This is a genomic window from Streptomyces sp. SAS_272 (assembly GCF_052543235.1).
The window spans coordinates 1-12291 of sequence record NZ_JBMNDR010000150.1 but is presented as its reverse complement, the minus strand read 5'-3'; the positions used below and the strand labels follow the sequence as shown (position 1 = coordinate 12291).

The 12291-nt window shown below is 68.5% G+C and carries 10 protein-coding genes and 3 pseudogenes; 6 read left to right on the top strand and 7 right to left on the bottom strand.

Annotation, left to right across the window (positions count from 1 at the left end; translation table 11 throughout):
* Positions 1–62 precede the first annotated feature (62 nt).
* Together ACN6LD_RS40880 and ACN6LD_RS40875 are read right to left on the bottom strand one after the other, a co-directional pair.
* On the bottom strand, positions 63–1085 hold the full coding sequence (locus ACN6LD_RS40880) for a TniB family NTP-binding protein (protein WP_445045799.1): 1023 nt from the start codon (positions 1083–1085) through the stop codon (positions 63–65).
* Positions 1086–1484: 399 nt separating this feature from the next.
* Positions 1485–1754 carry a hypothetical protein gene (locus ACN6LD_RS40875; RefSeq protein WP_445045798.1) on the bottom strand — a complete coding sequence of 90 codons (270 nt, stop codon included), beginning with the start codon at positions 1752–1754 and terminating at the stop codon, positions 1485–1487.
* A gap of 272 nt (positions 1755–2026) precedes the next feature.
* On the opposite strand from ACN6LD_RS40875, the gene ACN6LD_RS40870 reads away from it, so the two are divergent.
* The 3 genes from ACN6LD_RS40870 to ACN6LD_RS40860 all read left to right on the top strand — a co-directional run bounded on the left by ACN6LD_RS40870 (position 2027) and on the right by ACN6LD_RS40860 (position 6427).
* A complete protein-coding gene (locus tag ACN6LD_RS40870) occupies positions 2027–2407 on the top strand; it encodes a hypothetical protein (RefSeq protein WP_445045797.1) in 381 nt (126 codons plus the stop codon).
* A 166-nt stretch (positions 2408–2573) separates the two neighbouring features.
* Positions 2574–4634 (top strand): alpha-L-fucosidase, encoded by a 2061-nt coding sequence (locus ACN6LD_RS40865; protein ID WP_445045796.1) that lies wholly within the window; start codon positions 2574–2576, stop codon positions 4632–4634.
* 152 nt (positions 4635–4786) lie between these two features.
* Entirely contained in the window at positions 4787–6427 is a 1641-nt protein-coding gene (locus ACN6LD_RS40860; RefSeq protein ID WP_445045795.1) for an RICIN domain-containing protein, read from the top strand.
* A 215-nt stretch (positions 6428–6642) separates the two neighbouring features.
* Here ACN6LD_RS40860 and ACN6LD_RS40855 read toward each other — a convergent pair.
* Positions 6643–7392 (bottom strand): annotated as a pseudogene (locus ACN6LD_RS40855) (IS6 family transposase).
* A gap of 179 nt (positions 7393–7571) precedes the next feature.
* Here ACN6LD_RS40855 and ACN6LD_RS40850 point away from each other — a divergent pair.
* On the top strand, positions 7572–7730 hold the full coding sequence (locus tag ACN6LD_RS40850; protein ID WP_445045794.1) for a hypothetical protein: 159 nt from the start codon (positions 7572–7574) through the stop codon (positions 7728–7730).
* A 268-nt stretch (positions 7731–7998) separates the two neighbouring features.
* Positions 7999–8241, top strand: a pseudogene (locus tag ACN6LD_RS40845) (AbfB domain-containing protein); the annotation flags it as partial.
* A gap of 228 nt (positions 8242–8469) precedes the next feature.
* On the opposite strand, the gene ACN6LD_RS40840 reads toward ACN6LD_RS40845, so the two are convergent.
* Together ACN6LD_RS40840 and ACN6LD_RS40835 are read right to left on the bottom strand one after the other, a co-directional pair.
* Positions 8470–9276 (bottom strand): intradiol ring-cleavage dioxygenase, encoded by an 807-nt coding sequence (locus tag ACN6LD_RS40840; protein WP_415924996.1) that lies wholly within the window; start codon positions 9274–9276, stop codon positions 8470–8472.
* Between the two features lie 421 nt (positions 9277–9697).
* Positions 9698–9868 (bottom strand): annotated as a pseudogene (locus ACN6LD_RS40835) (transposase); the annotation flags it as partial.
* Positions 9869–10181: 313 nt separating this feature from the next.
* On the opposite strand from ACN6LD_RS40835, the gene ACN6LD_RS40830 reads away from it, so the two are divergent.
* A complete protein-coding gene (locus ACN6LD_RS40830; RefSeq protein WP_445045793.1) occupies positions 10182–10991 on the top strand; it encodes an IS5 family transposase in 810 nt (269 codons plus the stop codon).
* Here ACN6LD_RS40830 and ACN6LD_RS40825 read toward each other — a convergent pair.
* A complete protein-coding gene (locus ACN6LD_RS40825; RefSeq protein ID WP_445045800.1) occupies positions 10930–11439 on the bottom strand; it encodes a hypothetical protein in 510 nt (169 codons plus the stop codon). The genes ACN6LD_RS40830 and ACN6LD_RS40825 overlap by 62 nt on opposite strands.
* Positions 11440–11931: 492 nt before the next feature.
* Positions 11932–12291: ATP-binding protein (locus ACN6LD_RS40820; RefSeq protein WP_458576037.1), on the bottom strand; the 360-nt coding region annotated here is incomplete at its 5' end.

Here is a 12291-nt window from a genome sequence, read left to right as displayed (position 1 = left end):
GCCTGCCCTGGGGCAGGCGGACGGGTGTGGGCGTGCTGGACCGGTGCGCCATTGCGGATGCCCTACCGCTTTTGTCGTGCGGGCAGGGCCGGCCGGGCCTGGATTTCGGCGGCTGCGTCGAGTTCGACCTCCGCGAACAGCTGCTTGGTGATCCGTTCGGCGCCTTCGGTGATGGCGACCAGAGCGGCTTCGCGGATGAGGTGGGAGCGGCTGCCGATCCGCCCGCCGGTGCGGGCGTGGAGGTAGGCGGCGTGCTTGACCAGGGTTCCGGTCCGGTGCGCGCGCAGCCGCAGCAGGTCTTCCATGGACCGCACGAGTTCGTTCCACACTCCCCGGTCCTGCTCGGTGGCGTAGGCCGGCGGGCGGTGGCGGAAGATCTTGAAGCGGCCGGCGATCTGCGCCCCGCGCACCCCGCTGAGCAGGGAAGAAGTCTCGATGTCGATGGCGGAGTACACGAAGGTGGCCGGGATGCGGTCGCCGAGGTACTTGAGCTGGTCGGAGGTTTCCGCGCTAGCGCGCCGCTGGGTGTCCAGGAGGTGCACGTCGTCGACGAGGACCAGCTGGGTGCCCAGCTCGCACAGCAGGTTGCGCACGGCGCCGGTGATCTGGGTCTGGTTGAGGCGGTCGGTGACGGGCATGCCGAGGAACCGGGCGAACTCGCTGACGAGCATCTTCGGGGTGGCGGCCGGCGGCAAGCTGATGAACAGCACTGGTCTTCTGCCGTCCTGGCCGGGGTGCTGGCGGGCGTCGGCCAGTTGGAAGGACCGCCCGAGCGACATCATCGTGGTGGTCTTACCCGTCGTAGCCGGGCCGGAGATGATCAGGCCGCGCCGGGCGCCGGCCTGCTGGCGGCGGTTGACCAGCAGCAGCCGTCGCACGGCGGTGAAGACGCTGTCCATGGCGGGGGTGCGCATGACGGCGAGTTCGGAGGGATAGTCCTCCCGGTCCGTCTGCGACCAGGCAGGGTCCGCGGCGTGCCGTGCGGGCGCCGGAGCCCGGTGGACGAAGGCGTCCCAGCTCTGCCAGAGGGTCGGAGCGGCCAGGGGAGCGAACCCGGCGGCGTCGTTGGAGACGGCGTTCACCATCGCAGTGATTCCTCAAAGGGGTCGTAGACCGTGATCGTGGAATCTCGTACCGGAGGTGCCTGGCCGTCTGCGGTCCCGGCCGCTGCCACGCCTGTGGCGTCGACGGGCTCAAAGGGCTGGCATCCACCGCCCGTTGCGCCTGCCATCTCTTCGTCTTCGACGGCGTCCTCCCCGCCCTCATCCTCGGCGAGCAGTCTTCCGCCTCAAGCCCTTGGCCGTACAGGATCCCCCACACCGCACCGCCCTCGTTCGCGGCGCCGTGGGCCCGGGCCCGGGCGGCGACGACCTTGTCCCGGCGGCTCCCGTGTCCGGCGGCGACGCGTTCGAGCAGCTCGCGCAGGGCGAGGGCCAGGTCGTGTTCGTGGTTCACGCGGCTGCCGCGCTGGGCGACGGTGTTCCTTACGTGCTGCCAGGCGAAGTCGGTGAACGGGGCGGTGGCCAGGGTGCGGTGGATCCACGGCACCGCCTCCCACCCGTACCCCGCGGCCGGCCGGGTTTCGGCAGGCGCACCCAGAATTGGCCGGGGGCGTGCGGGTCGTAGTGGATCTCCCACAGGCCGTCCGCCGCCGGCGAGCGCCCGCCGCGGTAGGGGTTGAGGACCTGGTGGTCGTAGGTGCGGTAGTCGATGCGGATGCCGTAGTCGTTGATCTTCTGCCGCTTCACGGGCATCAGGCTCGATGTAGTCCTCGCGCCCCAGCGGCACCGGCACATACCCGCACACGGCGACCAGCGCCGCCCGCATCTCGTTCGGCGACAGAGCGCGGCGGGGCATCATCGGGTGCCGCAGCCCGTCGTGCTCGCGTTCCTGCCACCCGCAGACGATCCACTCCTGCAGCAGGTCGTCCAGCTGGGCGAGCGTCGATACCGCCTCGCCTTGCGTGTTCCGGCCGCGCTCGTCGGTGTGGGAACCCGTGTAGCCGGCCACGTGCTGGACGAACAGCGTGTTGATCGAGGAGAAAGCGCGCTTCACATGCCCCTTGGCGGGCCCGTTGCCCGGCGGCGCCGGCTGCACGGAATCACCCACCGACTCGCACGCGGCGACGAACGAGGACGAGACGAACACCTTGCCCTGGTCGACCACGATGGTCTGCGAGATGATCACCGGCCGCGCCGCGGCGCCCACCAGCCGGGCATCCACACCCAGCAGCCGCTCGTACGGGATCACTGAGTGGTCCATCGCCAGCGCCTCAGCCCAACCGGGCCGCATCGGCGCCGGGACCATCATCTGCGCCAGCAACTGCGCCGCGTCCACGCTGCGGTTCCCTTCATCGTCCACGCATCGACCTGCGATAGATCCTATCTATTTTTGCGTGTTGACCTGATCGTGGGGCAGCGATGAGGAAATTTCTTATCTATGTCCCTAGCTCTAGACAGGATGCGAGGGCGTGCCCCTTAATACATCCGATGTCCGAGGAGATGTGGCCTGCGGACGAACGACTGTCGACCCGCCCCGTCTCCTTCACCCCTTCTGGCCTTCTGGAGCCGCAAATGACGTCCGCTCCCCTCAGCAGGCGCTCCCTCATCAAGGCCGCCGCCCTCGCCGGCGGCACCGTGGCCTTCGGACTGCCGCAGGCCCTGTGGCCCACCGCCGCCGAGGCGTACTCGGTCTCCTCGAAGATGGACTGGTGGTACCAGGCCCGGTTCGGGATGTTCATCCACTTCGGGTCCTACTCCTACCTCGGCCACGGCGAGTGGGCCTTCAGCTCCGAGAGCTGGTCCAAGGCCAACTACCAGACCCAGGTGTCCGCGCACTTCAACCCCACTGCGTTCAACGCGGCAACCATCGCCCAACTGGCGGCGGACGCCGGCATGAAGTACCTGGTCATCACTGCCAAACACCATGAAGGCTTCGCCATGTGGGACTCCAACGTCCCCAGCTTCACCGACACCACCGGCACGAAGCTGTACAACCTGCACGACTACGCGGGTGTCCAGGGTGATCTGCTGGCGACGCTGAAGACCGAGTGCGAGGCACGAGGCGTCAAGTTCGGGCTCTACTACTCGATCCTGGACTGGAACCACCCCTCCCAGACCATCCGAGGGGGCCTCACAACCATGGCCTCGCAGGCTGCCCGCACGGGTTATATCGCGGACATGAAAGCCCAGCTGCAGGAGCTGCTGGACCGCTACGACCCGGCGCTCCTGTGGTTCGACGGCGACTGGTTCGGCGAACCCTCCAGCCCCACCCTCGAGGACTGGTGGCTCCGGTCGGACGGTGTCGACCTCTACAACTGGCTGATCTCCCGCAAGCCCGGACTCGTCGTCAACGAACGGGTCAAGCGGGACCTCGGTCTGGGCGACTACACGGTCGCGGAGTTCGGTGTCCCCAACGCGCCGCTGGACCGCCAGTGGGAGAGATGCGACACCATGAACGGTGCCTGGGGTTACCAGGCGGGCCGAGAGAACTCCTACCGCCCCGTCAGAGATTTCGTTCAGGAGCTCGTCACCTGCGTCTCGCGGGACGGCAACTTCCTGCTGAACATCGGCCCCAAGGGCGACGGCTCGGTCACCGCCGGATCCGTGACCATCCTGCGCGGCCTGGCCTCCTGGATGGCGACGTACGGCGACAGCGTGCACGGAGCCACGGCAAGCCCCTTCACCACCGACCCCACCTGGGGGAGGGCCACCAAGAAGGACGGCAAGCTGTTCGCCCACGTCTTCACCTGGCCCGCGGGCGGCGTGCTGCAGATCCCGGCGATCACCAACACGATCAGCCGCGTCTACCTGATGAACAACCCCTCGGCCTCGCTCACCTACGCCGTCAACGGCGGCCAGATCAGCGTCACCGTCCCGGCTACCGCCCCGGACGCCAATGACTCCGTGGTCTGCGTCGAGGTCAGCGGCGTCCCCACGGCCGCCGGCGGAGCCCGGGTGACCGTGTTCCAGGACGTGAGTTACTCCTCGGCGAGCGCCGTCCTGACGCTGGGCGGCTACACCTCCTCCCAGCTGTCGGCCGCGGGGGTGGGGTCCGCGACCATCTCCTCGCTCAGGGTGCCCCAGGGCTACCGGGTGACGGGCTACTCCGGCGACAACTTCACCGGCACGGCTTGGACGTTCACTGCGGACAATCCCGACCTGCGGGTGACCGGCAACAACGACGCCATCGTCTCGCTGAAGGTCACCTTCAATCCGGCCTCGTACTTCCGTCTGATCAACGTCACGGACGGTCTGGCCCTGGACAGCGGCGGCAACGTCGCCAGCGGCTCGAACCTCAAGCAGTGGACGCCGGTCGACAACCCCAACCTCCAGTGGCAGGCCGTCGACCTCGGCGACGGCTACTACAGGCTGGTCAACCGCGCCAACGGCATGGTCGCCGACGGCTGGGGCTCGACCGGCAACGGCGCTCCAGCCCAGCAAGCGGCCTGGAACGGCGGCCCCCACCAGCAGTGGAAGATAACCGACCGCGGCAACGGCCAGTACTCGATCGCCAACCGCACCACCGGACTCGTCCTCGACGGCGGCGGACAGGTCCCCTCCGGGTCCGTGACCAAGCAGTGGACCTGGGTGACCAACAACAACCTGCTGTGGACGTTCCAGCCCACCTCCTGACCACCCGTCACGGCCGCGTCGCCCGTACCTCTTCCCGGGCCACAGCGCCACGACGCGCCTCCTGCGTGGCCGCTGTGAGCCGGAGTACCTCCGACCCGCACGTCCCTACGTGGCAGAGCCGCACGTCCCCACTCAGCAATGAAGGGCCGCACATGCACATCTCCCGAAGACTCTCCGCCAGGCTCACGGCCACGGCATCCGCCACCTGTCTGGCCGCTGTCGGACTCGCCCTCGTCCCGGCGGCAGACGCCTCGGCCGCGGGCGCGCCGCAGGGCGGCCACGTCTACACGCTGACAGCGACCAACAGCGGCAAGAACGCCGCCGTGCTGTCGGACTCCCTGGCCAACGGCGCCGCAGTCGTGCAGAAGACCGCCTCCGGCGGCCCCGGCCAGCTGTGGGAGGCGGTCGACAACGGCGACGGCACCTTCTCGCTGGTCAACATCAACAGCGGCAAGTGCATGGACGTCCAGAACGGCTCCACGAACGCGGGGGCCGCGATCATTCAGTGGCCCTGCACCCGCGCCGGCAACCAGAACTGGACCTTCAGCGGTTCGGAGATCGTCTCCGCCCGCAGCGGCCTGTGCCTGGACGTCTCCGACAACTCCACCGCGGACGACCACGCGATCATCCAGTGGACCTGCAAGAACACCACCAACCAGCAGTGGAGCCTGACCGAGCGCCTTCGCTCGGCGACCTGGGGCCCGGCCATGGTCAGCGGCGGCCAGACCTTCACCTCGCAGACCATCCGGATGGTCGTCCACAACAACACCTCCGGCGCGGGGCTGCGCATCCGACTGTCCAACCTGCGCAGCACGACCGCCCTCTCGGTAGGCGCCGTCACGGTGGCGGTCCAGTCCAGCGGCGCCACCGCGGTCGCGGGCACCACACACACCGTCACCTTCGGCCGTTCGGCCACGCCGACCATCCCCGCCGGGCAGGAACTGACCAGCGACGTCATCCCGATGCCGGTCGTCGCGGAGCAGAACCTGCTGGTGAGCGTCTACCTCCCGGGCACCACCGGTGCCTCGACCTACCACTACGACGCCCACCAGACCTCGTACCTGTCCGCTGCGGGCACGGGCGACCACGCGGCCGAGGCGGCCGCGACGAACTTCACCACCACCACGGCCCGCTGGTTCTACGTCGCCGGACTCGACGTCGTGTCACCCACGGCCAGGGGAACCGTCGTCGCCATCGGTGACTCCATCACCGACGGATCCAGCGCCACCGACAACGCCAACCAGCGCTGGCCCGACTACCTCGCCCGGCGGCTCCAGGCCCAGTCCGGCGGCCAGCGCCTCGGCGTGGTCGACGCGGGCATCGGCGGCAACCGCGTGGTCCACGACAGCCCGTCCGTGCCGCAGGGCATCGCGGCCGTGACCCGGTTCTCCCACGACGTCCTGACCCAGGCGGGCGTGAAGAACGCCATCGTGCTGGAGGGCATCAACGACATCAACTCCACCGCCTTCCCCACCACCGCCGACGAGATCATCGCCGGCTACCAGACCATGATCGACCAAGCACACACGGCCGGTGTCCGAATCATCGGCGGGACGATCCTGCCGCACTCCTCGCAGACCACCGCCAAGGCCGCCATCCGCGCCCAGGTCAACGACTGGATCCGGACCAGCGGCGCGTTCGACGCGGTGATCGACTTCGACGCGGCGCTCCGGGACCCGGCCAACCCGGCGCGATTGCTCCCCGCCTACGACAGCGGCGACCATCTGCACCCCAACAGCGCGGGCATGCAGGCCATCGCCAACGCCGTGGACCTCGCGGTGCTCACCTCCTGAGCGGTGCCCACCTCCCGGACGGCGTAGTTCCGTTCGGTGCCCTCTCTCCGCGTACGGGGCACCGGACGGAACAGCCCGTCATCCGTGCGCCTGCGGGCAGCTGCTGCCGACGATGACGGCCAAGGCATACCGGCGGCGTTGTCACGTTGTTGGCTGAGTGGCTGCCTGACGGCGCGTCGTGGTGTGGTGTGGTGGAGCCTGGTTCCGGGCTGCGTTCAGGCCTCGGTGGCGAGGCCGGCGACTTCGGTGATCTGGTCCCAGACGGCGAAGCGGACGGTCATCTCGGCTCGGTAGTCGTGAGCGGGCATCAGATGGCGGCGGGGCCGGAAGCGGGGCGAGATACCGCTGAACGCGGACAGGAACCGCTGGGCCCCACCCACGGAGCGGAAGCCCTTCGCCCGTTCACGCTGCCTGGTGGGCTGGTGGCTGTTCTCCGCCCGGTTGTTCAGGCCCTTGTGCGAGCGATGTTCACCGAGGGCATGACCTCGCGGTGGGCCGCGCCGTAGGAGCGGAGCTTGTCCGTGACGACCACCCGCGGCACCGCACCGGTCTTTTCATCAGCCTGCGGAAGAAACACCTGGCCGCGGCCTCGTCCCGGCGGTTCTGCACCAGGATGTCCGGAACGTTGTCGTCCTGGTCGACGGCCCGCCATAGGTACTTCTGTTCTCCATTGATCTTGATGAAAGACCTCGTCCAGGTGCCACTTGTCCCCAGGCCAGGGTTGCCGGCGGCGCAGCGCACTCGCGTACCGCTGCCCGAACTTCACACACCACCGCCGCACCGACTCATAGGAGAAGGGCGCCGCGCCCGAGCATCAGCTCCTCGACCTCGCGGAACGACAACGGGAAGCGGTGATACAGCCACACGCAGTGGGAGATGACCTCGACCGGATACCGGTGCCCCTTGTACGACAGCGACGCGCTCCCCACGGACAGCCCTTCCCAGCTGATCAACCAGAAGATCATCCCACCGGTCAGCCAACGTGACAGTGCCTGGAGGACGGCAACATCCGCGTCGACTTCACTTCTCGGGTGAAACGCGGAGCATCGTCATCGACGGTGGCCTGCACCTCGTGGCGGAGGCCTCGACCCCGGAGCTGTCCGACGAGATCACGGATATGCGCGGCACTTACCCTGGGCTGGCGGTGCGACTGCAGGCCGACCTGGCCGGCCGGAACGACACCGGCACCTACTATCTCCGCTGGGAATCCCTGCCCCATAACCAGGACGAGCCGCGCACGGACCGGCCGGAGGAGGGAAGTGCGCTGGAGGTGGTGCTCCTGGGCCCACCGTTCGCGGGGTAGAAGACGGCTGCTCTGCGCAGCGTCGGTTCTGCAGGGGCGGGCTCAGGCGAACCCGTCCCGCTGAGCGGCAGCACCGGCACACACACGTTTGCGGCCCGTACCGGTCCCATGTGTTTCCAGACCTGGAACACAGGCGAAGGCCGCCGTGCACTGCGGGGACCAGGCAGACACAGCGATAGACCGGTTCAGAACGAGGAAGTTGTCGGTGCAGGGGGCCGCATCGGACTGGATGCCTCGCCGAACGTGGGCCTTGCCCCTTGATCACCCCCCCGTGGCAAGCACTTCCAGCACCACCGCGCTCAAACAGGCGTCCACCTTCACGGCCGTCGCCGGACTGGCCAGCGCGGGTGGCTACTCGTTCCGCGACAGCTCCGGCAACTACCTTCGCCACTACGACTACCGAGCCCGCTTCGGTGCCAACGACGGTACGTCGACCTTCGCGAAGGACGCCGCGTTCATCGCCCGGACGGTCACGACGCCGGGCTCGGTCCGCTTCGGGTCGTACAACTATCGGAGGGCCATGGGCAGCGCGCTTGAGGTCGCTCGGAGCCGCCCATGCGGCCGGCTGCGGCTGCTGCGTACTCGCGAGCCGCCGCAGCTGACCTCGACCACGGCAGGATTCCAGACAGAGTCAAGCCGAGTGGCAGCTCAGTGCCCCTGTCGGTGGGACGGGGTGGGAGCCGGAGAGGCTGGATGTAGAGCGCGCGGAATGAACCCCGAGCCGTTCAGCTGTGACGGGTCACACCGGAACCGTCAGCGTTGCGGTGTACCCCTGCTCGACGGTGCCGGTGACTTTCGCGAGCTGCTGGTTGTAGCCGTCGCTGAAGACCATGTCCGACTCCAGGGAGAGCTTGCTGAGATTCCTCACGCTCTCGCTGTAGCCGTCGGTGGCGTACACCCTGTCGCTCACGTCCTTCGGCAGCGCGAGCTGCGAGATGTTCGTGATGGACCTGGCCGCGGTGGCGTCGGCCAGGCTGTCGTAGACCTCGAAGTGGATGTGCGGCCAGCGGCCCGGGTAGCAGCCGGGGAAGATGCTCTTGAACGTGACCTGTCCCTTGCCGTCCGCCTCCTGGACGCCGCGCAGGTAGTTCTCGTCCGTCACGCCGTCGTTGTACAGGGAGTACCTGCCCTCCTGGTCGCATTGCCAGATGTAGACGGCGGCGCCCTTCTTGGGGGTGCCGCAGCCGGAGGCCGCGTCCACCACCGTGAGCGTGATCGTCAGGGGCACGCCCTCGGCGGTACCCCCTGCGGAGTCGCCGAAGCTCTGCGTGATGTCGCTGCGGACGACACCGCTCTCCCTCAGGACGTTGACGCCGTTGGAACCGTCGCCGGGGAAGGGGCCTTCGGTCTCCTCGGGGATCGTCTCGCACTGAACGGGCGACGACGCGGACGACGGGGAGAGCGACGGGGACGAGGACGCCGTGGTCTCCTCCTCGGAAGTGCAGCCCACCAGCGGCACCAGGCTCACCCCCGCCAGCAGCCGTACCATCCGGCGACGGGCGAGAAGGGGAAGGTCGTAGGAGAGGCCCCGGTCGTGCTCGTGCACTTCTTCCTCGTGGTTTACGGTCACGACAAGACGATATGGACCGGTTGCTGTAGGCCACCAGGCATCTGGCCTGTCGGTCCCCTACCGATCGACTGTCATCTGCCTGTCACTGCCCGGACCCGCCTGTCGGTGACCAGGCGGCCCAGGGCGCGAGCGACCTGGTCGAGGTGGGCGGGGGCGACGGGGTGTGCGGTGGCTTCGGCACGACTTTCAGACGGTCGCATTCCGCTCGATGAGCGCTGCGCGGCACGTCCGGCCTGATCAGCCTCTGAGCGCGGAGATCGTCCCAGAGGGCCTCGGGGACGGTTCTCCGGTGCAGTTCCACGTTCCGTGTCAGTCGGTCGGGGTTGCGCATACCGACAGTGACGTTGACAACGCTGGGGTGCGTGTACGGGAAGGCGATGGCGCGGCGGGCAGGCTGGCGCCAGGCGCAGCCGCTGACCAGGACGTAGATGATCGCCGCGAACGACGTCTCATCAGGGGTGTCCTGCGTCCCGCCGCCCTGCGGCCGCACTCTCGAGGGCGGGATCAGCGGCTTGGCGATCTCCCACAGTCCGTCCGGCACGATCCAGCTCCACGTTCCCCGCCCCATACCGAGTCAACGTCCGTCCGCCTCACCACATAGGACACGGTCTAAGAGGTCGTTCTCTATCCGCTCGCGCGGTCGAACGGCTTCGAACAGGGGCCTGGTTCGAGTGAGTTGTCTGGTGCGGGTGCATGGAGGAAGGGCCTCTTGGTAGCTCGCGGATGTCGAGTCCAGCGAGGATCAAGAGGCCCTGTTGTCGAAGTGTCGCGTGGGCGTGGTCGCCGAGTCCAGTTCGTCCACCCGTGGGTGTGACTGCCTCGCCCACAGGTTCGGGAACGCCTACGACCGGCCGGATCGCCGGCCCCGTTACGGCTCGGACATGAGCGATGCCGAGTGGACTGTGCTGAAAGAACTACTGCCGGTTCCGGGCTGGCTGGCGGGCCGCGGCGGCCGGCCGGAGGGCTACTGCCACCGGCAGATGATCGACGCGGTGCGCTACCTCGTCGACAACGGCATCAAGTGGCGGGCGATGCCCGCCGACTTCCCGCCCTGGCCGCGCGTCTATGCCTTCTTCGCCCGCTGGCGGGACACCGGCCTGGTGACCGAGCTGCACGAACGGTTCCGCGAGGCGGTCCGCACCGGTGAGGGCCGCGGCCCGGAACCCGGTGCCGCGGTCGTGGACTCGCAGTCGGTGAAGGCGGACGCCACCGTCGCCCACGCCTCACGCGGGTTCGACGCGGGCAAAAAGATCAACGGGCGCAAGCGGCATCTGCTCACCGACACCCTCGGACTCCTCCTGGACGTGCAGGTCAGTCCGGCATCGGTGACCGACCGGGACGCCGCCCGGGTCCTGCTGCCCGCGGCGAAGAGGAACTTCCGGCACCTGACGCGCATCTGGGCCGACGGCGGCTACACCGGACACCTCACCGACTGGACCGCCCAGCACCTGGGAATCGTCCTCGACATCGTCCGCCGCCCGGACGACGTCCGCGGCTTCCAGCCACTGCCGCGGCGCTGGGTCGTGGAACGGTCCTTCGCCTGGCTCCTGCGCAGCCGGCGCCTGGTCCGCGACTACGAACGACGCACCGACACCAGCGAAGCCGTCATCCGCTGGTCCATGATCGCTCTCATGAACCGCCGCCTGGCCGCCCGGCATCATCATCGGGCCGTTCCCACTCAGGCAGCGTGAACCTGCCCGGCTTCTCCTCGATCAGCCAGCCCCGTTCCACCAGCCGCTTCAGACGTGCTCTCGCGCCCTCGACGCGGGAGGCAGACGCACTGTCCCAGCCCAGCACCACTGCCGCCCGCCGGGCACCCAACCCGTCGGCTCCGGCCTCCGCGGCAGCGGCCATCACCGCCTGATAGTCCACCGACAGATCTTCCAGTCCGGCCGCGTTCTGGCGATGCGGCACCGCACGGCGCGGACCCACCGGCTTCCTCCGCGACGGATCGACGGCCATCTCGACGGGCTGTTCCTCCTCGGCCAGCGCCTCCAAGTACTGCTCGAGACCGATCACCCGGCGCCTGAGGACTTCTTCGGCGTCCGCCAAGTCCGCCCGCACCCGCTCCAGCTCGGCCTCGAGCTCCTCCACCCGCACTGCCGCGGCCTTCCGCCGCGCTTCCAGAACCGCCCGCATCGACGGCATCCGACACCCCCACGGCAACTCGTCCAGCAACGAGTCGAGGCTTCCGTGACGGCCGCCACCCCATGCCTGACCAGCAGAATCCGCACACGAGGTTCGGAAAGAGAACGACCTCTAAGCCAACTGTCGATCCGCAAATGGGTAGTTGGTGTGTTGGGTGGGGGGTGAGCGAACGGGCTGAATGTAGGACTTCGAGTCTCGGTTTGATCGCGTTCTCGGTGCGGCCTTTGACTCGGGCCCATCGGGTGTGGCCGTGTTCGGTGCTGTCGGTGCTGTCGGTGCTGTCGGTGCTGTCGGTGCTGTCGGTGCCGAGGCCGGAGAGGTAGACGAACGTCAGGTGAGGGTTGAGTGCGGCGAGGGTCTGGGCAGCGGCCGGGGTGTAGTGGTAGGTGATGCGTTCACCACCAGCATCACTACCGAGCCATCAGCGGGCCGGGAAGCCACAGCGCTTCCCGGCCCGCTCTGCGTCGCTACTGGTTCTCTGGCTCACCACAGCCGAGGTTCAGAAACAGGCACTGCTGTGAGGGCGCCCGCCACTTCGCATTCTGCCCCGCACAGCGGCCCGCGCCGGATCCTTGATCGCCCACGAGGCCTGCGGGGTGAACCGTCGGGCCGCCCATGGGAGCGCTCAGCAGCCTTGCGGGCTCCGGGAGCCGTGCGGGAGCCGGGCTCGGTGTCGGACAGGGCGATACGGGCCGTGATGCGCTTGCCGACCGGTTCCTGCTCCATGAACAGTTCCTCGCTGACTGCCTCGACGATCTCCAGGCCGTGCTGGCCGACCCGGCCGGGATCGGCGCCGCGGGCGCCGGGGACCGTGGGGTCGCTGTCCCACACGACGACGTCCAC

Coding starts and splice junctions, on each gene's coding strand:
- ACN6LD_RS40875 (WP_445045798.1), bottom strand. CDS start 1,754: ATGCCCGTGAAGCGGCAGAAGATCAACGACTACGGCATCCGCATCGAC.
- ACN6LD_RS40825 (WP_445045800.1), bottom strand. CDS start 11,439: ATGCGGGCGGTTCTGGAAGCGCGGCGGAAGGCCGCGGCAGTGCGGGTG.
- ACN6LD_RS40865 (WP_445045796.1), top strand. CDS start 2,574: ATGACGTCCGCTCCCCTCAGCAGGCGCTCCCTCATCAAGGCCGCCGCC.
- ACN6LD_RS40860 (WP_445045795.1), top strand. CDS start 4,787: ATGCACATCTCCCGAAGACTCTCCGCCAGGCTCACGGCCACGGCATCC.
- ACN6LD_RS40880 (WP_445045799.1), bottom strand. CDS start 1,085: ATGGTGAACGCCGTCTCCAACGACGCCGCCGGGTTCGCTCCCCTGGCC.
- ACN6LD_RS40830 (WP_445045793.1), top strand. CDS start 10,182: ATGAGCGATGCCGAGTGGACTGTGCTGAAAGAACTACTGCCGGTTCCG.